Raw genomic sequence first — 19,558 nt, forward strand, 5'->3', positions numbered from 1 at the left:
CCTGTGAGGGGAGTTGGGGGAGCCGGCGCCCAGGTATCGCCCGCCGGTTTGCTGGAGGTAGCCAAACGGGCCGCCGCCGCCGGCGCCGCTGTCCTGGCCGGCCGCAGCGCCGAGGCACTTCAGGCCAGCAACAAAGGTGACGCCGGCGATTGGGTCACCGCCTTCGACGTCGCCGCAGAGCACGCAGTCCGGGACGTCATTTCCGCGTCCCGTCCCAGTGACAGCATCACCGGTGAAGAGCACGGAACCACCAGGCCGGCGGGGGCCACCGGCTACCGCTGGTCCATCGACCCGCTGGACGGCACCACCAACTTCATCCGCAATATCGTCTACTACGGCACCTCGGTGGCAGTGGCCGATGCCGACGGCGTCTGGCTGGCCGGCGTCGTCAATGCCCCTGCGTTGGGGCGCGTGTACTACGCTGCCCGCGGCGAGGGTGCGTGGCTGGAGGAATACGGCGCCCTGACCCGGCTCCAGGGACCTGTCCCGGGGCGCAAGGGCCAAATCCTCGCCACCGGGTTCAACTACGACCCGCAGGTCCGCTCCGAGCAGGCCGCCCAGTTCGCCGAACTGCTGGAGGGTTTTGCGGACGTCCGCAGGCTGGGGTCCGCTGCCTTGGACCTGTGCCTGGTGGCGGACGGCACCCACGACGCGTTCGGCGAGCGGGGGCTGAACGAGCACGACTTTGCCGCCGGGGCACTGATCGCCGAGGAAGCCGGCTGCTGGGTCCGCCGGCCCCGGTTGACCAGCCCGCTGGACGGCGGACCCAGTGACCGGGAACGGCTGGACGCCTGGACCTGCGCAGCGAGCCTGGAGTTGTCCGGCAAATTCCCGCTGTGACGGCGCCAGCTGCCGGGCCCTGTCCCGCTTGCCGGGCCCGGCGTGATAGTTCAGTCACGGAAACCCCGGTTTTGGGCGCTGCTACTGACTGGTAGCACTACCATTGACGGGTGCATCCGCAGATAACAGTCCGTCCCGCCGTCGAATCCGACTTCGACGCCGTTGCCCGCATCACCAGGGATTCCTACCTGGCCGCCGGGTACTTTGACGACCCCGACCATCCCTACATGCGCAAGGTCCAGGACGTTGCACTCCGGGCCGGCCAGGCCACCGTCTGGGTGGCCGAGCGGGCAGGGAACGTGGTCGGTTCGGTGACGCTGGCCCTCGCCGGCGAGCCCTACGCCGACATTGCCCTCCACGATGAGCTCGAGTTCCGCATGCTGGTGGTGGACCCGGCCGTGCAGCGCAGCGGCGCCGGCAAAGCGATGATGGCGGCCATCCTTGAGCACGCCAAGTCCCTGGACGGAATCAACGGGGTGTCGCTGACTACCGGGAGCACGTGGGAAAGCGCCCGCGGACTGTACAACAAAACTGGCTTCGCCAGGGTCCCGGAACGGGACTGGCTAGTTCCTGGAACTGACATAAAACTGCTGGTTTACCGGCTGGACCTGTAGCCGCCCTAAAGTGGTGCCGACTCACTCCAGCTTTGAAAGGCCCACCATGCGCAAAACCTTCGGCACCGGCTCCGTCTGGGAACAGACCCTTGGCTACTCCCGGGCCGTCCAGGTGGACAACACCCTCTACATTTCCGCCACCGCGGCGAGCGGCGAGGACGGCATCGTAGGAAACGACTTCTACACCCAGACGCAGTTCATCCTCCAAAAGCTCGGCAAAGTCCTCGCGGACGCGGGCTTCAGCTTCGAGGACGTTGTCCAGTCAAAGCTGTACCTGACGGACATCAGCAAATGGGAAGAAGCCGGGCGGGCCCACGGCGAGGTCTTCGGCGACATCCGGCCCACCCTGTCACTGGTGCACGTCCTTCCCTTCCTGGATCCGGAGATGCTGGTGGAAATCGAACTCGTGGCTCAGAAGAGCGCCAGCTAGCGGTTCAAACCCGGTTACGGGGTGGCTGGCAGGCCGTAGCGGTGTTCCGGCCTGCCAGTGGTCCCGTAGCGCAGCTGGATGTCCACGGCGCCGTCGTCCGCCAGGGAGGACAGGTACCGCTGCGCAGTCGCCCGGGAAACACCCACCCGGCCCGCCACTTCGGCGGCAGAATACTGCTCGCCGGGAACCAGTGACTCCAGCACTGCCGCTTCCGTTGCCGAGCGGGGCTTTGACGACGGCGTGACGTCGCCGGGGATGAGGGCACGCTTGGCGCGCTCCACCCCGTCCTGGTCCAGCGCGCCCGGCTGGGACAACAAGCGCCGGTACCGCGCGTAGGACCTGAGCTGCTGCGAAAGCGACTCCGAGGTAAACGGCTTCAGCAGGTAGCCCAGCGCACCCCGGCGGAAAGCAACACGGATGGAGGCGGCGTCGGAGGCGGCGCTGAGAATTACGGTGTCCACGTCCAGTTGCTGCAGCAGGTCAAGCCCGGAGGCGTCCGGCAGGTAGACGTCCAGCAGCACCAGGTCCGGGCGGAGGCTATGGATGGCCTGCAGCGCGAGCGAGACCGTTCCCACCGGTGCCAGCGCCAGGAATCCCGCCACTGAATCCACATAGGCGGCGTGCAGCTTCGCCACGTGGAAGTCGTCGTCCACGATCAGCACCCGATAGTCCTCAGGCATTCTTTTCCTTTCCGGCTGCATCCTTCAGCCCTGCATCCTGCTGCCCTGCATCCTTCAGTCCTGTGTTCCTGGTTCCAGCGGTGGTGCCTGGCAGTGTGGCCATAAAGACCGCGCCGGGACCGCCCGGGGTGCCGGGATCCAGCAGCGTGACGTCTCCGCCGCGGCGCCGGGCCAGCTGGCGTGCCAGCGCCAGTCCGAAGCCCTGGCCGCCGCCTGCACGGACGGGGCCGGAAGCGGTGGTGAAGCCTTCGGCAAAGACTGCCTCGCCGTCCGTCCCCTCAGCCAGCCCGTCTCCTGAGTCGGCGACGACTACATGGAGCGTCCCGCCGTCGTCGTCCGGCTCATCCATCACTTCCACCTCAACCCAGCGCTCGGCAGCTGCGCCGGCCACTGCGGCGTTGACGGCATTGTCGATCAGGTTGCCCAGCACTGTGGTGACGTCCTGGGCGTCGGTCACCTGCCCGCGGACCAGGGTTTCCGGCCCGATGCGCAGGGCGACGCCCCGCTCGTCGGCCTCCACGCCCTTGGCGCCCACAAACGCCTGGAGATAGGGGTCCTGGAGCAACTCGGCCTGGTCCACCGGGAACTTCAGCGGCCCCGTCGCGGCCAGCCGGGCCAGGTACTCGCGGGCCTGCTGGTGCTGCCCAATGCTCATGAACCCGGCGATGGTGTGAAGCTGGTTGGCGAACTCGTGGCGCTGTGCCCGCAGCGCGGTGGACATGGTGCCCACGGCGTCCAGCTGGCGGGTGAGCTGCTGCAGTTCCGTGCGGTCGCGAAGCATCACTACCCAGCCCAGGTCCTCCCGCCGGTGGAGCGCCTTCCGCGCATTGGCCACCAGCACGCGGCCGCCGGCCACCAGCTCAACAGCGGGGGCGGTGCCGGGGGCCGGGCGGGTCAGGGACTTCAGCTGGTCCGGCACGGGCGCGTCCTCCCACCGGGTTCCGGCCAGGTCGGCCAGCCCCAGCAGCCGCTGTGCTGCCGCGTTGAACACGCTGATCCGGCCGTCGGCGGAAACGCCGATTACGCCGTCGTCCACGCCCTGCAGGACCGCCACCTGGTCGTGGACCAGGATGCTGATTTCCTCCGGCTCCAGGCCAAGGGTGAGGCGCTGGAGGCGGCGGCGCAGCAGGAAGGACCCCAGGGCGCCGGCGACCAGCGCGCCCGTGGCCGTCAGGGCAACGGGACCAATGTCACGCGCCACGCTCTGGCCCACGGTCTCCATCGAGTAACCCACGCTGACCTCGCCCACCACCGTGGTGCTGCCAGGGGCGTAAACGGGAACCTTTGCGCCGGCGGACGGGCCGAGCGTGCCGGTGTTCCGCGTGGTGACCTCCCGGCCGGACAGGGCCTCGGACGGGTCCGTGCTCACCCTTTCCCCGAGCCGCTGCGGATCCGGATGCGCCAGCCGAAGTCCTGTTTCGTCGGTGATGACCACAAACAGGGCACCCGTGCGGGTCCGCGCGGCCTCGGCCGACGCCATCAGGGGTCCGGCAGTAAGTTCGGGGGCCGGGGGAGTTCCCGCCTGTTTACTGATGGCCAGCACGTCCGCACGAACTGAGGGGTCGGAGGCCACGGTCCGGGCGAGGGTCAGGGCCTGGTTCTCCGCCTCGCGGCCCACCCTGTCATAGGTCAGCCAGGCGTGAACGGCCGCGCTGAGCAGAACCACCAGAAGTACCACCGCCAGTTGCAGCAGGAGCGTCTGGGTGGAGAACCGCAGCGGCGCGCGCGGACTGGAAGGCGGCATGATCCTCCTTGATTCGGGCGGTTGGCGGGAGCTCGCGGGAGTGATGAGCAGAATGAGCAAAATGCTCGCAATAAGCAGTATGCCAATCAATTGAGCCAAAGGCACGGCCGTGACGGCTGCCACCCTACAGTCTGTAGCACGCGTCACACCGCTGTGCCGCCGTTCACAAAGAAGGAGCCGGCCGTGCTGGTAATACTTGGATTCGCAATGATCGCGGTATTCATGGTGCTGATCATGACGAAGAAGTTGACGCCAGTGCTGGCGTTGATCATCGTACCCACCGTTTTTGGTCTTTTTGCCGGTGCCGGCCTTGGCATCGGCGACATGGTCATGGATTCCATGAAGGCCATGACGTCGACGGCAGCCCTGTTGATGTTCGCCATCATCTACTTCGGATTGATGATCGACGTGGGGCTGTTTGACCCGCTGGTCCGGTTCATCCTCCGCAAGTTGGGCAACGACCCCGCAAAGGTGGTCCTGGGTACCGCCATCCTCGCAGCCGCTGTGTCCCTGGACGGCGACGGCTCCACCACCTTCATCCTCACCACCGCGGCCATGCTGCCGATCTACCTCCGCCTGAAAATGAGCCCCGTGGTCCTCACCTGCGTGGCCGGCCTGGCCAACGGCACCATGAACATCGTGCCCTGGGGCGGCCCCACCGCCCGAGCCGCCAGCGCCCTCAAGATCGACGTCAACGAAGTCTTTGTCCCGATGCTTCCGTCCCTCCTTGCGGGCATCGCCGTCGTCCTGGCCTTCGCCTGGCTGCTGGGCCTGCAGGAACGCAACCGCCTCCGCGCCACCCAGCCGGAAATCTGGGGCGTCCCCGATACTGCTGAAGCGTTCGACGGCGGCACGCCGGCAAGCGGCAGCGGCACGTTCGGTAATGGTTCGGGCCGCAGTGGTTCAGGCCGCGGTCCGGCACCTGTTCCCGCAACGGGAGGCCCCGCCGTCGACGGTACAACCCCCGTCACTGGCGTGGCGGTGCTGGAACGCACGGAAACCCTGGTGGATGACAATGACACCGCCATGGCCGATACCGCGCTGGACCCCAACCGCAAGACCCTGCGCCCCAAGCTGCAGTGGTTCAACCTGGGCCTGACCGTGGCGGTCATGGGCATGCTCATCGCCGACCTCGTGCCCCTGCCGTACGTCTTTATGGTGGGCTCGGCCATCGCCCTGCTGGTGAACTTCCCCCACGTCAAGGACCAGGCCGCACAGATCGTGGCCCACGCGCCGTCGATCGTTGCCGTGGTCAGCATGGTCATGGCTGCCGCCGTCCTGACCGGCGTCCTCACCGGTACCGGCATGGTGGAAGCAATGTCCGCATGGCTGGTACAGATCATCCCGTCCAGCATGGGCCCGTTCATGGCCGTCATCACCGGCGTCCTCAGCATCCCGATGACGTTCTTTATGAGCAATGACGCCTTCTATTTCGGCGTCCTCCCCGTCCTGAGCGAGACTGCCGGCCACTACGGAATCAGCGCTGCTGAAATGGCCCGCGCTTCCATCACCGGCCAGCCGTTCCACATGCAGAGCCCGCTGGTGCCCGCCATCCTGCTCCTGGTGTCCCTGGCCAAGGTGGACCTCGGCGACCACCACAAGAAAGTTCTGTGGCGCAGTGCAGTAGTGTCCCTGGTCATGCTGGGAATTGGCGTGCTGACCGGAGCCATTGGAATCGGCTAGTCTGTAGCTGCCGTGGTCCTGCCCCAGTGGCCGGGATCCCGGTGTGAAGGTGCCCGTCTGACGCCCGCTGGGGGATGTCAGACGGGCATCATCGTTTCCCCACTAGAATGGACCGGAAAATCAATTCAAACTTTGCAGGGGAGATCCATGGCTGCGATCAACCGTGACGACGTCGCGCACCTCGCGCGGCTCGCTCACATTGAGATGAGTGCCCAAGAGCTGGACAGGATGGCCGGAGAACTCGCCGTCATCGTTGATTCGGTCAAGTCCGTGAGCGAAGCTGCCGGTGATGACGTCCCGGCCACGTCCCACCCCATCCCGCTGAACAACGTGTTCCGCGAAGACGTCGTGGGACACACCTTCACCGCGGACCAGGCGCTCTCCGGCGCACCGGACTCCGACGAGAACCGTTTCAAGGTCCCGGCAATCCTGGATGAGGCATAAGCATGACTGACACCAACGAACTCATTCGTCTCTCCGCCGCCCGGCTGGCAGAAATGCTGGCTGCCGGCGAGGTCACCTCCGTCGAGGTCACCCAGGCGTACCTGGACCGGATTGCTGCGGTAGACGGCGGCGAACGCGGCGTCAACGCGTTCCTGCACGTCAACGCTGCGGAAGCGCTCGCCGTCGCTGCCGAGGTGGATGCCATCCGCGCCGCCGGTGGCGCCGAGGCTGGCTCCCTGCACGTGCTGGCCGGCGTCCCCATCGCCGTCAAGGACCTCATCGTCACGGTGGGCCAGCCCACAACGGCGGGCTCCAAAATCCTCGAGGGCTGGCACAGCCCCTATGACGCCACCGTCGTCGAGCGCCTGCGCGCTGCGAAGATGCCTATCCTGGGCAAGACCAACCTCGACGAGTTTGCCATGGGCTCCTCCACGGAGCACTCCGCCTACGGGCCCACCCGCAACCCCTGGGACCTGGACCGGATTCCGGGCGGTTCAGGAGGCGGGTCCGCTGCCGCCGTCGCCGCCTTCGAGGCGCCCCTTGCCTTGGGAACGGACACCGGCGGGTCAATCCGCCAGCCTGGTGCCGTCACCGGAACCGTGGGCGTGAAGCCTACCTACGGCAGTGTGTCCCGCTACGGCGCCATCGCCATGGCATCGTCACTGGACCAGATCGGCCCTGTCTCGCGGACCGTCCTGGACTCGGCCCTCCTGCACCAGGTCATTGGCGGGCACGATCCCCGCGACTCCACCTCCCTCGCGGACCCGCTGGCTGACCTCGTGGCCGCCGCGAAGACGGGCAACGTGGAGGGCATGCGGATCGGCATCATCAAGGAGCTGCACGGCGAGGGCTACCAGGCCGGCGTCGAAAACCGTTTCAACGACTCCCTGGAACTCCTCAAGGAGGCCGGCGCCGAAATCGTCGAGGTGTCGTGCCCCAACTTCCAGTACGCCCTGGGTGCCTACTACCTGATCATGCCCTCCGAGGCATCCTCCAACCTGGCCAAGTTCGACGGCGTCCGGTACGGCCTGCGTGTCCTCCCCGAGAACGGTCCCATGACCATCGAACGGGTGATGGGAGCCACCCGCGCCGCCGGCTTCGGCGACGAGGTCAAGCGCCGCATTATCCTGGGCACTTACGCGTTGTCCGCCGGCTACTACGACGCCTACTACGGCTCCGCGCAGAAGGTCCGCACGCTGGTGCAGCGCGACTTTGAGGCCGCCTTCACCGTGGCCGATGTCCTCATTTCGCCCACTGCCCCCACCACAGCTTTCCGCTTGGGCGAGAAGCTGGACGATCCGCTGGCCATGTACCTCAACGACGTCGCCACCATTCCGGCCAACCTGGCCGGTGTCCCGGGCCTGTCGCTTCCCGGCGGCCTCGCGGACGAGGACGGGCTTCCCGTAGGCATCCAGCTCCTGGCACCTGCCCGCGAGGACGCGCGCCTGTACCGGGTGGGCGCAGTGCTGGAGTCGCTGCTTGAGGCGAAGTGGGGCGGCCCGCTGCTGGCCCAGGCACCTTCGTTGGTCGAGCCTGTGGAAACCCTCGAAGCCCAGGAGGCAAAATAATGAACACTGACGCAATCCTGAGCTTCGAAGAGGCCATGGAGAAGTACGATCCCGTCCTGGGGTTCGAGGTCCACGTGGAGCTCAATACCAAGACCAAGATGTTCTCCTCCGCCCCGAACGTTTTCGGCGACGAGCCCAACACCAACGTCAACGAGGTGGACCTCGGCATGCCCGGCGTCCTGCCCGTGGTGAACAAGGCTGCCATCGAGTCCTCGATCAAGATCGGCCTTGCGCTTAACTGCAAGATCGCCGAGTCCTGCCGCTTCGCCCGGAAGAACTACTTCTACCCGGACACCCCGAAGAACTTCCAGACGTCGCAGTACGACGAACCCATCGCGTACGACGGCTACCTGGACATCGAACTCTCCGACGGCACCGTGTTCCGTGTGGAGATCGAACGCGCCCACATGGAAGAGGACGCCGGAAAGCTGACCCACATGGGCGGTGCTACGGGCCGTATCCAGGGTGCGGACTTCTCGCTGGTGGATTACAACCGTGCCGGTGTTCCGCTGGTGGAAATCGTCACCAAGCCGATCGAGGGCGCCGGTTCCCGCGCGCCCGAACTGGCCAAGGCCTACGTGGCAGCGGTCCGGGAGATCGTCAAGAACCTGGGCGTGTCCGACGCGAAGATGGAACGCGGCAACGTCCGCTGCGATGCCAACGTCTCGCTCCGCCCGCACGGCCGGGAAAGGTTCGGCATCCGTTCCGAGACCAAAAACGTCAACTCGCTGCGCGCCGTCGAACACGCCGTCCGCTACGAGATCCAGCGCCACGCTGCCGTCCTTGATGCCGGCGAGCCGGTCATCCAGGAAACCCGCCACTGGCACGAGGACACCCGCACCACCACATCGGGCCGGGCCAAGTCCGACGCCGACGATTACCGCTACTTCCCGGAACCGGACCTTGTTCCTGTTGTTCCCTCGCGCGAGTGGGTTGAGGAACTCCGCGCCACCCTGCCCGAGCCGCCGGCAGCCCGCCGCAAGCGACTGCAGGCTGACTGGGGCTACTCGGACCTCGAATTCCGCGATGTGGTGAACGCCGGCGTGATGGACGAAATCGAGGAAACCATCGCAGCCGGTGCTTCGGCTTCCGTTGCCCGCAAATGGTGGATGGGCGAGATCGTGGGCCGCGCCAAAAACGCCGACGTTGACCCCGGCCAGCTGGGCGTCCAGCCCGCCACCATCGTGGAGCTGGCACGCATGGTGGAAGACGGCAAGATCAACAACAAGATGGCCTCCGAGGTGCTGGACGGCGTGCTCGCCGGTGAAGGCAGCCCTGCAGAGATCGTGGAGAAGCGCGGCCTGGCTGTGGTCTCCGACGACGGCCCGCTTCTTGAAGCCATCGACGCCGCCCTGGCCGCGCAGCCGGACGTTGCGGACAAAATCCGCGGCGGCAAGGTCCAGGCCATCGGGGCCATCGTGGGTGGAGTGATGAAAGCCACCCGCGGCCAGGCTGACGCCGCCCGCGTCCGCGAGCTGATCCTGGAGAAGCTGGGCGTCACCGTCTAAGTTCGTTCCACCCAACTGGGTAGCGCCAAGTGTCGTTTTGATCTTAACGACACTCAGCGCTACCCAGTTTTGCGTTAGACAGTACTCACATCCCACATGCCGCCCCTACTCGTGCGCAACAGCGGATACCGGTCCTACACTGAAGCTCCAAAGGCGCCGCCACACGCGTAAGCAGGCCCTGCCGTAGCTGCGGAAGGAATGGGCATGTCCGTCCGGGAACCGTTGAAAGTCGGCAAGACCCTGCTCGCCGCGGCGGTGGCACTCGCACTGACCGCGACAGGGGTGGCGTTCGCTTGGGCTGCGGTCGACTCAGCCTCACCGCCGCCCCCGCCGTTCCAGTCGCAGGCGGCACCCGGCCAGGAAAACCGCGGAACCAAACATGGCAAGGCCCAGCGCCAGCAGCACCTGCACAGTGAGAGCGTGGTCAAGAAGGCGGACGGAACGTTCGCAACGGAACTGAGCCAGCGGGGCAGGGTGGACGCCGTCAGCGCCACGTCCATTACCGTCAAGAGTGAGGACGGCTACTCGCAGACCTACGCCGTCAACGCCGCAACAAAGATTACGCAGATGCCGGCGGCAGCTGCGGGCGGCTCTTCGGCAACGCCCGACGGCTTCAAGCGCCTCAGGCCGGCAGCGGGCACTATCGCGGACATCGCCGTGGGCGACGCCGTCCGGATCTCCGGCGTGAAGACCGGGGACCAGGTCACGGCAGAGCGGATCATTGAGGGTGCCGGCGACCGCCCGGGGTTCGGGCCGGGCCGCGGCCATGGACACGGTAACGGTAAGGGGCACAGTCACCCAAGTGACTGGCGCTTAGCGTCCTTTGTCATCGCAGATCCACTGCGTTAACTGCGGCCCGGTTGGGGTCAGCCCTGTTCCACCAGGCCGGCCATGATGCCCTGCAGCGCCTCGGAGACGATCATGACGGAACGGCGCTTCAGGTTCTCGGGCCGTGCCAGGAGGTCGATCCTGCGCCGTGTGCTGATCCCCTCAAGGGGCCGCAGCACGATGTCCGGGTTGAGGACCGGCCCGGCCGTGTACCTTGGCAGCAGCCCCACCACTCCGCCGGCAGCCACCAGAGCCGCGACGGTGGAGTAGTCGTTGATCCGGTGCACGATGTTCAGCTCCCTGCTGGAAACGGCGGCTACGGCGGACAACACATCCGCGGGGGAGTAGCCGGTGTGGCTGGTCACCCAAGCCTGCCCGCCGACGTCGTCCGCCGTCACGGCCGCCTTCCCGGCCAGCGGGTGACCGGCGGGCAGCGCGACGTCGAGCGGTTCGTGGGCGAGGGGAATCACCGTGACCCGCTCTGCCGGCCACCGGGGGCTGTGGTCCATACGGTGGGCCAGCACCAGGTCATAACGGGCCGTGAGGGCAGGAAAGTCCTGCTGGGCCACGTCCTCGTCCGAAAGTTCGATCCGCGGCTGTCCCGGCGCAGCCAGGATCCTTGCGAGCGGCGCAAACACGGCCTGGCCTACGCTGTGGAAGCCGGACAGGGTGACCCTGCCGGCCGGGGTGCCGTGGTAGCTCCCGATGGCACTCCGGGCGTCCGCCATGGCATTGACGACGGCAGCCCCGGCGTCGGCGAGCACCTGGCCTGCCTCGGTGAGCACCAGGTTCCGTCCCTCCTTGCGCGTGAGCGGAACATCCACCGTCCGTTGCAGGAGGGCCAGTTGCTGGGACACGGCAGAGGGGGTGACCATCAGCGTGTCGGCCACAGCCTTGACGCTGCCCAGGGCGCCGAGTTCGCGCAGGATTTCGAGCTGGTGTATCTCCACCAGTTCAGTCTATGCGTTAGGTCCTGCTACATCGTTGATTGAGGAATTAGCGGTTGTGCTAAAGCTTCTTCCTCGCTGTAATGAGGAGGGCAGCACCTGCCGACGACGAGACAAAGAGTAAGGAAGCCGATGAAGGCTTTGTACAAGTCCGGCCCACAGGCCGGCTTCGAGCTGGTGGACCGCCCGGAACCGGTGGCCGGCCCCGCCGACGTGAAGATCCGGGTCATAACCACCGGGATCTGCGGCACGGATTTGCACATCCAGTCGTGGGACCCATGGGCGCAGGGCATTATTGAAGCTCCCCTGATCCCTGGCCACGAGTTCTACGGAGAAGTCGTCGAGATCGGCGAGGTCGTACGTGACGTCAAAGTCGGCGACCGGGTCTCAGGTGAAGGCCATGTGGTCTGCGGAATTTGCCGGAACTGCCGCGCCGGCCGCCGGCAGATGTGCATCCACACCGTCAGCGTGGGCGTGCAGCGGGACGGGGCATTCGCCGAGTATGTCGTGATTCCGGAAACCAACGTCTGGGTTCATCACGATCCCTCTGTTACTCCCGGGCTCGGCGCCATCTTCGACCCCTTCGGCAACGCGGTACACACCGCCCTGAGCTTCCCCCTGGTGGGTGAAGACGTGCTCATTACCGGTGCCGGGCCCATCGGGCTGATGGCCATCGCCGTCGCACGCCATGCCGGCGCCCGAAAGATCGCCATCACGGACATCTCCCGGCCCAGGCTGGACCTGGCCCGGCAGCTCGGCGCAGACCTGGCCATCGACGTTTCAAGCACCCGTGTCCGGGACGCCCAGCGCGAACTGGGCATGCGCGAAGGGTTCGACATCGGGATGGAAATGTCCGGCCACCCCACAGCCCTGCCGGAGATGATTGACAACATGAACCACGGCGGCCGGATCGCCATGCTGGGCCTGCCTAGCCAGGACATCACCATTGACTGGGGCAAGGTGGTGACCCACATGCTCACGCTCAAAGGCATCTACGGCCGCGAAATGTATGAGACCTGGTACGCCATGAGCGCCATGCTGTCGTCTAACCCCGCGCTGCACGCGGGCATCTCCGCCGTCGTCACTGATACGCTCCCCGCCGCCCAGTGGGAGAAGGGCTTCGATTTGGCCCGCAGCGGCGCGGGCGGAAAAGTTGTCCTCGACTGGACCCAACTCTAAGGAACACCATGTACACCTCGATTAAGGACCAGCTGAGCACCGAGCTGGAGGAAATCCGCACTGCGGGACTCTTCAAGACCGAACGCAGCATCAACTCGCCCCAGTCAAGCCACATCACCGCAGGCATCATTGGCCAGCAGGGCGCCAACGTGCTGAACTTCTGCGCCAACAACTACCTGGGCCTGGCTGACCACCCGGACATCATCAACACCGCCAAGGCAGCCATGGACGAACGCGGCTTCGGCATGGCCAGCGTGCGGTTCATCTGCGGCACCCAGGACCTGCACCTGGAGCTCGAAGCCCGCGTCTCCCGGTTCCTTGGTACCGAGGACACCATCCTGTTCTCCAGCTGCTTCGACGCCAACGGCGGGGTGTTCGAGTCCCTCTTTGGCCCGGACGACGCCATTATTTCCGATGCGCTGAACCACGCCTCCATCATTGACGGCATCCGCCTGTGCAAAGCCCAGCGGTACCGGTACGCCAATCAGGACATGGCGGACCTGGAGGCAAAGCTGGACGAGGCGAAGGGTGCCCGCCGCAAGATCATCGTCACCGACGGCGTCTTCTCGATGGACGGATACCTGGCACCATTGGAGGCCATCTGCGACCTCGCCGAAAAGCACGACGCCCTGGTAATGGTGGACGACTCCCACGCTGTGGGCTTCATGGGCGCAACCGGCGCCGGCACACCGGAACACGCAGGGGTATCCCACCGGGTGGACATCTACACTGGCACCTTCGGCAAGGCGCTGGGCGGGGCGTCCGGCGGGTACGTCTCAGGCCGCGGAGAAGTGGTGGCCATGCTCCGGCAAAAGGCACGCCCCTACCTTTTCTCGAACTCGCTGGCGCCGGCCATCGTGGCCGCCACCATCAAGGCCCTGGATCTGGTGGTGAACTCTGCGGACCTGCGGCGTGCACTCTTCGACAACGCCGCGCTGTTCCGCCGCCGGATGACGGAGGAAGGCTTTGACCTCCTGCCCGGCGAGCACGCCATTGTTCCCGTGATGTTCGGCGACGCCGTCCTCGCCGCCAAAGTGGCCGACCGGATGCTGCAGCACGGCGTCTTCGTCACCGCCTTCAGCTTCCCTGTGGTGCCGCGCGGGGCGGCCAGGATCCGTGTGCAGCTTTCCGCCGCGCACTCAGCGGACGACGTCGAAACGTGCGTGCGTGCCTTCGTCGCCAGCCGTGCGGAGGTGACAGCCTGAAAGCGGCCTCTTCTGCGCCTGACTCTGCAAGGATGGTGCCATGGCAGCACATTACGACGTCCTGATTGTTGGCGGCGGCATCGCCGGACTTTCCCTTGCATCCGCCCTGGCGGGCAGGTGCAGCGTCGCGCTGGTGGAGGCGGAACAGGAGCTCGCGTACCACACGTCCTCCCGTTCCGCCCGCCAGCTCATCCCCAGCTACGGCCCGCCGGTGGTGCAGGAGCTGACGGTCCGGACGCTCGAACTGATCGCGGCCCGCGACGCTGAACTGCCCGAGCCGGTGCTTACGCCACGCAGTTTTATGCTGATCGGCAGCGAGAGCGCGGTCGCCACGGAGGCCAGCGGCTCCATGCAGTCGATCACCCAGGCCGAAGCGCTGGAGCTCTGCCCGGCCCTGGTCGCTGGCACGTTCACTGCCGCAGGCCTGGACACCGGCTCCTTTGGCTGCGATGCCCCTCTGCTGCTGGCAGACCACCGCCAGCGGGCGCTCGCCGCAGGCGTGGACATCATCACCGGTGCCCGCGTCCATTCTGCACAGCGCGTCGGCTCCGGCTGGCAGGTCGGAGCCGGCATGGAAGCCTTCGAGGCGGGCGTCCTGGTCAACGCGGCCGGCGCCTGGGCGGACGAACTCGCCGTCATCAGCGGTGTAGAGAAGCTCGGGCTGCAGCCGTACCGGCGCACTGCGGCGATTGCCGCCGTCGAACGGCCCTTGCCTGAGCACAGCCCCATGGTGGCAGCCGCGGACAACACGTTCTACTTCCGCCGTGACGGTGACGACGTTCTGATCTCCCCGTCTGAGTCAGTTCCAAGCGGGCCCGAAGACGCCAGGCCCCGGCCCGGAGACGTTGAGCGGCTGGTGGCCCGGCTGAACCAAGTGACGACGCTGGGCATCACGGAGGTCCGCAGGGCCTGGACGGGACTGCGGACCGCAGCGGCCGACGGCGTTCCAGTGGCCGGTTTCGATGCCGAAGCCCCCGGCTTTTATTGGCTCGCCGGCCAAGGTGGCTATGGGTTCCAGACGTCGTCGGCCATGGCGGAACTCGCGGCCGGTCAGATTCTCGCTGGGGGCGGCCCCGTCAGCAGCGCGGCCGATGCGGAAGCGTGTCCGGCATCCCGGACAGCCGAGGCGCTGGCAGCCACGCGCTGGTCCGTCCGGCGCTGAAGAATGGTCGTATGAGTACTCTGATCACCAATATTGCCGAGCTGATGACGCAGGACCTGGAACATCGGGTCCTGAGGGACGCCGCGGTGGTGATTGAGGGGGAGCGAATCTCATGGATCGGCGCCGAAGCCGATGCTCCTGCCGCGGATGACGCCGTCGACGCCGGCGGCCGTGCCGTGCTCCCCGGCTGGGTTGATTCCCATACGCACCTGCTTTTCGCCGGTGACCGGACGGCCGAGTTCGAGGCGAGGATGGCCGGGGAGTCCTACTCAGCAGGAGGCATCGCCGTCACCATGGACGCCACCCGGGCGACATCGGATTTCGACCTCACCCGTCTGGCGCTGTCCCGCGTTGAGGAAGCTGTCGCGCAGGGAACCACCTACATCGAAACGAAAACCGGCTACGGCCTGGACGTCGCGCATGAGGCCCGGAGTGCCCGCATTGCCTCCACCGTGGCGGACCAGGTCACGTACCTCGGAGCGCACCTGGTGCCCTCCGGGCAGGACCCGGACGACTACACCGACCTTGTCTGCGGTCCGATGCTGGCCGCCGTGCGGCCCTACGTGCAGTGGGCCGACGTCTTCTGCGAAGAAGGCGCCTTTACCGCTGAACAGTCCCGCCGAGTCCTGCTGGCCTGCCGGGATGCGGGCCTGGGCCTCCGCGTGCACGGAAACCAACTGGGCGACGGCCCGGGGGTGCAGCTCGCGGTGGAACTCGAAGCCGCGAGCGTGGACCACGTGAATTACCTCACGGACAAGGACGTCGATGCCCTCGCCGGAAGCTGGACCGGCTGGGACGCCGCTGCCGGAACCGGACGGCGTGGCACCGTGGCAACCTGCCTGCCTGCCTGTGACCTCTCGACCCGCCAGCCGCTCGCACCCGCACGGGCGCTGGTTGACGCCGGCGTCCAGATTGCACTCGCCTCCAACTGCAATCCGGGTACCTCCTACACCAGCTCCATGGCATTTTGCGTTACTACTGCTGTGCTCCAGATGGGCCTGAGCGTCCATGAAGCGGTCCGGGCCGCCACCTACGGCGGTGCACTGGCGCTGCGAAAGGACTCAGGAAACGACGCCGACGGCGAACGCGCGGTGGGTTCCATCGCGGTCGGACACCGGGCGGACCTCCAACTGCTCAACGCGCCATCCGCGACGCACCTTGCGTACCGGCCTGGGATGCCATTGGCTTACGCTGTATGGCGGGCAGGGAAACGGGCCAGGTAAGCGGCGCCAGCAAATTGACGTTAGATGATCATTAGCTCTCTGTTATGATCAGAAAGCGTCATCGAAGCTGGTGGCGGAAGTAGCTGGAGGCCTTTGCATGACCCGCACCGACAGACTGACGGCCATCCTCGACATCCTTGCCAAAACAGGCCAGGTCGAGGTTGACGAGATTGTCAGCACCCTCAACGTCTCCCCGGCCACCGCCCGGCGCGACTTGGACAGCCTTGCCAAGCGCCGGCTGCTGACCAGGACCCGGGGCGGCGCCACCACCGGTGCGCTCGCCTACGACCTGCCGGGCCGGTACAACCGGGACGACCACGCCGAGGCTAAGGAGCAGATTGCCCAGGCCGCCTCTGCCCTGATTGCTCCCGGAGCCGTTATCGGCCTCTGCGGCGGGACCACCAGCACCGCGCTTGCCCAAATCCTGGCCACCCGCGAGGACCTCAACGCGCCTTCCAACCAGCCCACCCTGACTGTAGTGACCAATGCAATCAACATCGCCGGACAGTTGGCGGTCCGGCCAAACATCAAAGTCATGGTTACCGGCGGGATCCTGAATCCACGGTCCTACGAACTCGTGGGGCCATACACGGACATCATCATGCAGAAGGTGGTGCTGGACATCGCCTTCATCGGCGTCAACGGCATCGACCCCGAAGTAGGACCAACCAACACGGGGGAGGGGGAAGCCTCGGTGAACGCCCTGCTCGCCAGCAGGGCCCGCGTCTCCTATGTGCTGGCTGACTCCTCCAAGGTAGGGGTGCGCGCGTTCGCCACCATGGACGGCTACAACTTCAACCGCCTGATCACGGACGCGGGAATCACGGCCAAGGACAAGGCTGCGTTCGAGGCCAACGGCACGGAAGTGATCGTGGCTGCCGGCTGAAGAGACAACCCGGTGCGGTGCCGCGGCGCTTCTGAAGGGCAATCAGGCCCGATCCAGAAACTGCAGGCAAGATGGGTACATGCTGGTTCCCTCCCGCCGTCGTCTGCGGTTCGAAGTCTGGATTGTTTTGGGCCTGTCCTTGGGCCAGTCTGCCGTGTACTCGGTGGTGCAGCTCCTGGACAAGATGACACGGGCGCCGCTGGCAGAAGGCACGTCCACACTGAACCGTTCACAGAGCACCCGCGAGTACTTTGACCTGACCTACCAGCTGCTGGACATCATCTTCGCGCTGGTGCCCGTGCTGCTGGTGATTTATTTCCTCACGGACCAGCGGCAGGCCGCCTCCGGCGACGGCAGTAACGTGGGCTCAGCTTTCCGGAAGCTTGGATTCAACTTTGCGCGGCCGGGCCGGGACCTGCTCCAGGGGCTGGGGCTGGCTGCGCTGATCGGCGTACCGTCCCTTGGCCTCTATGCTGCCGGCAGGGCTCTCGGGATCACCACCGCCATCATTCCCAGTGCCCTCGACGCCTACTGGTGGACGGTGCCGGTGCTGATCCTGTCCGCGGTGCGCCATGCCGTGGTGGAGGAAGTCATCGTGGTGGGATACCTGTTGAACCGCTTTGGGAAGTTCGGCTGGAGCGTTCCGCTGTCCATCGTGGTGAGCTCGCTGCTGCGCGGCACATACCATCTGTACCAAGGTTTCGGTCCCTTCATTGGCAACGTGGTGATGGGCGTTGTCTTCGCGTGGCTGTATACCCGTACGCGCCGGGTTATGCCCCTGGTGATCGCCCACGCCTTGCTGGACATCGTTGCGTTCGTAGGATTCAGCCTCTTTGGCAAGGCAGTCGGGCTGGGCTAGGAAACGGCAACATACCGCCAGACAGGGTAGGCGCCGGGCACGGTAGTGCGCCGGCAGCGGAACCGGTGGGTGATCCTGTTGCGTCCCGGAGCTGTTGCCTATCCGTCAGTCCTAGTGCACTGAGAGGGACCCGCTTAGCCAGAGGTGCCAGTCCGGAAATGGGTCCTTGGGCAGTTCGTCTTCAGAAGGGCCAGGGTCTTCGGGCAAGTCGAAATCCGGTAAGTCATCGTCTTCCGGCACCTCAACGTCTTCGGGCACGTCAAAGAACTTGGGCATTTCAAAGTACTCGGGCGTGTTGAAGTATTCGGGAATGTACAGGTCCGAAGGCTGTGGGCCCGTCTCTGCGGATGCATTCCATACCTTTGCAATCCAACTCGGCGAGTGGGGTGGTTCCCAGTCCTGGTGTTCGCTTTTGTAGTGCCGGCCGGTGGGTGAGATCCATCCGGGTGGTTCGTTCATGGTGGCCGGTGTTGGTTTCCAGCCGCTGGTGTGCCGCAGTTTGTGGTGTTTGCGGCAGGGTTGGCCGAGGTTTGATATTCCGGTGGTGCCGCCGTGGTGCCAGGCGAGGATGTGGTCGGCTTCGTTGTCGAGGGAGGTGTTGTTGCAGCCGGGGAAGGGGCATTTGCCGTCCCGCATCCGCAGCCAGTTCCGCATGGCCTTGCTGACCCGGTAGCTGGAGCGGCCGATCTCCAGCGGTGCCCCGTCGCGAGGATCGACCAGCACCCGGTGGAACGAATCGGCGCCGTCGGCAACGAGTTTGCGCGCCACGGAGGCCGGGATCGGGCCGTGCCCGTCCAGTACCGCGGGTTCGTCGGTCAGGCCCATCAGGGAGAACACCGGCACGGTGACCAACACCTGCGCCCGGATCGACGAAGATGGGCCGGGATCCGTTCCTGCACCCTCGCCGCTGCTGGCAGGGTTATCGCTGCCGAGAAGCCCTGAAGAGAAACTATCGGCTACCAGTTGGGTCAGGGTGCGGGGCTCGTCCGGGCCCTGCATGCCCCTGGCAAGAGCGGTGAGCCGGTTCCGGATCGCCGACGCCCGGTCCGCTGGCAGGTGGGCGGCGACCCACGCCATCCCGTCACTGTCCGGCCAGTACTCCACCCGACGGTCCGCGACACTTTTCGCGTGGCGTTTCTCCAGGCTCTCCGGGTGATGGCGTTCCCGCCAGCCCCGGGCTTTGGCTTTGAACCGGTAGGCCGGCATTTCCCCGACCGGGCAGCCGCGGGCGGGGTTCGGCGCCGCCGGGTCCAGGAAGTGCGCCTCCAGCGCCGCCGCACCAGCGGGATCAAGACACGCGGTCTGCTCGATCATGGTCCGGGCGTGCGCCCACGAGATCGTCCCTGACTGCAGGGCCGCGAGCGTCCGGGGCAGGGAACTGGTCAGGGCGTGAGCCTCGGCGAGCAGGGTACCGGCGGCCCGGTCACCGATCGCCAGGGCACACCCGACCTCGGCCACCAGGCTCCGGTCCTGCGCGGCGGCCTCCTGCGGCGACCCGGGCGGAGGATTCAGCGCCTTCATAGATTCAGCCAGGACCGCCACGGCCTGTGCCTTCACCGCCGCCAGCTTCGCTTCTGACCGTGCCACGCCGGCCAGGACATCCAAAGCCGCATCAGCAACCCGCTGCAACGGATCCTCACCCAGTCCGCCAGCCAGCGCAACCCTGAACGCAGCGACAGCAGCATCAACTCCCACCTCCGCCTGCACCACCGCCGGGTTCGTCTTCATACCTCCATCATCGTGAAGGGGTCTGACATT

General features: G+C 66.2%; 18 protein-coding genes. 14 read left to right on the forward strand and 4 right to left on the reverse strand.

All coding sequences use genetic code 11. From position 1 onward, the window contains the following. The first annotated feature begins 3 nt into the window (after window positions 1–3). From M1E07_RS07415 to M1E07_RS07425, 3 genes are all read left to right on the forward strand, one after another. A complete protein-coding gene (locus M1E07_RS07415) occupies window positions 4–840 on the forward strand; it encodes an inositol monophosphatase family protein (protein WP_461190349.1) in 837 nt (278 codons plus the stop codon). A 110-nt stretch (window positions 841–950) separates the two neighbouring features. Next, entirely contained in the window at window positions 951–1,454 is a 504-nt protein-coding gene (locus M1E07_RS07420; protein ID WP_461189608.1) for a GNAT family N-acetyltransferase, read from the forward strand. 46 nt (window positions 1,455–1,500) lie between these two features. Further along, entirely contained in the window at window positions 1,501–1,884 is a 384-nt protein-coding gene (locus M1E07_RS07425) for a RidA family protein (protein WP_461189609.1), read from the forward strand. 14 nt (window positions 1,885–1,898) lie between these two features. Here M1E07_RS07425 and M1E07_RS07430 read toward each other — a convergent pair whose 3' ends face one another. Continuing rightward, on the reverse strand, window positions 1,899–2,564 hold the full coding sequence (locus M1E07_RS07430; RefSeq protein ID WP_461189610.1) for a response regulator: 666 nt from the start codon (window positions 2,562–2,564) through the stop codon (window positions 1,899–1,901). Then, entirely contained in the window at window positions 2,557–4,308 is a 1,752-nt protein-coding gene (locus M1E07_RS07435) for a sensor histidine kinase (protein WP_461189611.1), read from the reverse strand. Before M1E07_RS07435 ends, M1E07_RS07430 begins: the two co-directional genes overlap by 8 nt. A 183-nt stretch (window positions 4,309–4,491) precedes the next feature. Here M1E07_RS07435 and M1E07_RS07440 point away from each other — a divergent pair, with 183 nt between their 5' ends. The 5 genes from M1E07_RS07440 (at window position 4,492) to M1E07_RS07460 (ending at window position 10,360) form a co-directional block, all read left to right on the forward strand. Further along, window positions 4,492–5,991 (forward strand): CitMHS family transporter, encoded by a 1,500-nt coding sequence (locus M1E07_RS07440; protein WP_461189612.1) that lies wholly within the window; start codon window positions 4,492–4,494, stop codon window positions 5,989–5,991. 147 nt (window positions 5,992–6,138) lie between these two features. Continuing rightward, window positions 6,139–6,435 carry an Asp-tRNA(Asn)/Glu-tRNA(Gln) amidotransferase subunit GatC gene (gatC, locus tag M1E07_RS07445; protein ID WP_461189613.1) on the forward strand — a complete coding sequence of 99 codons (297 nt, stop codon included), beginning with the start codon at window positions 6,139–6,141 and terminating at the stop codon, window positions 6,433–6,435. A gap of 2 nt (window positions 6,436–6,437) precedes the next feature. Next, complete coding sequence (gene gatA, locus M1E07_RS07450) at window positions 6,438–8,003, forward strand: Asp-tRNA(Asn)/Glu-tRNA(Gln) amidotransferase subunit GatA (RefSeq protein WP_461189614.1); 1,566 nt, start codon at window positions 6,438–6,440, stop codon at window positions 8,001–8,003. Next, window positions 8,003–9,511 (forward strand): Asp-tRNA(Asn)/Glu-tRNA(Gln) amidotransferase subunit GatB, encoded by a 1,509-nt coding sequence (gene gatB / locus M1E07_RS07455; protein ID WP_461189615.1) that lies wholly within the window; start codon window positions 8,003–8,005, stop codon window positions 9,509–9,511. Before gatA ends, gatB begins: the two co-directional genes overlap by 1 nt. 204 nt (window positions 9,512–9,715) lie before the next feature. Continuing rightward, on the forward strand, window positions 9,716–10,360 hold the full coding sequence (locus M1E07_RS07460; protein ID WP_461189616.1) for a DUF5666 domain-containing protein: 645 nt from the start codon (window positions 9,716–9,718) through the stop codon (window positions 10,358–10,360). A gap of 17 nt (window positions 10,361–10,377) precedes the next feature. Here M1E07_RS07460 and M1E07_RS07465 read toward each other — a convergent pair whose 3' ends face one another. After that, entirely contained in the window at window positions 10,378–11,289 is a 912-nt protein-coding gene (locus M1E07_RS07465) for a LysR family transcriptional regulator (RefSeq protein WP_461189617.1), read from the reverse strand. Window positions 11,290–11,418: 129 nt separating this feature from the next. On the opposite strand from M1E07_RS07465, the gene tdh reads away from it, so the two are divergent. The 6 genes from tdh (at window position 11,419) to M1E07_RS07495 (ending at window position 17,800) form a co-directional block, all read left to right on the forward strand. Beyond that, window positions 11,419–12,465 (forward strand): L-threonine 3-dehydrogenase, encoded by a 1,047-nt coding sequence (gene tdh / locus M1E07_RS07470; RefSeq protein WP_461189618.1) that lies wholly within the window; start codon window positions 11,419–11,421, stop codon window positions 12,463–12,465. An 8-nt stretch (window positions 12,466–12,473) separates the two neighbouring features. Then, complete coding sequence (locus M1E07_RS07475; protein ID WP_461189619.1) at window positions 12,474–13,670, forward strand: glycine C-acetyltransferase; 1,197 nt, start codon at window positions 12,474–12,476, stop codon at window positions 13,668–13,670. 40 nt (window positions 13,671–13,710) lie between these two features. Further along, window positions 13,711–14,832 carry an NAD(P)/FAD-dependent oxidoreductase gene (locus M1E07_RS07480; protein WP_461189620.1) on the forward strand — a complete coding sequence of 374 codons (1,122 nt, stop codon included), beginning with the start codon at window positions 13,711–13,713 and terminating at the stop codon, window positions 14,830–14,832. Window positions 14,833–14,843: 11 nt separating this feature from the next. Next, the gene (gene hutI, locus M1E07_RS07485; RefSeq protein ID WP_461189621.1) at window positions 14,844–16,055 is read left to right on the forward strand and encodes an imidazolonepropionase; all 1,212 of its coding nucleotides are present in this window, start codon (window positions 14,844–14,846) and stop codon (window positions 16,053–16,055) included. Between the two features lie 97 nt (window positions 16,056–16,152). Next, window positions 16,153–16,941, forward strand: a complete 789-nt coding sequence (locus M1E07_RS07490; protein ID WP_461189622.1) for a DeoR/GlpR family DNA-binding transcription regulator — start codon at window positions 16,153–16,155, stop codon at window positions 16,939–16,941. A 79-nt stretch (window positions 16,942–17,020) separates the two neighbouring features. Continuing rightward, window positions 17,021–17,800 (forward strand): CPBP family intramembrane glutamic endopeptidase, encoded by a 780-nt coding sequence (locus M1E07_RS07495; RefSeq protein ID WP_461189623.1) that lies wholly within the window; start codon window positions 17,021–17,023, stop codon window positions 17,798–17,800. A gap of 111 nt (window positions 17,801–17,911) precedes the next feature. On the opposite strand, the gene M1E07_RS07500 is transcribed toward M1E07_RS07495, so the two are convergent. Beyond that, window positions 17,912–19,528, reverse strand: a complete 1,617-nt coding sequence (locus M1E07_RS07500; protein WP_461189624.1) for an HNH endonuclease signature motif containing protein — start codon at window positions 19,526–19,528, stop codon at window positions 17,912–17,914. Between the last annotated feature and the right edge of the window lie 30 nt (window positions 19,529–19,558).

Source organism: Arthrobacter sp. Z4-13, assembly GCF_054792705.1.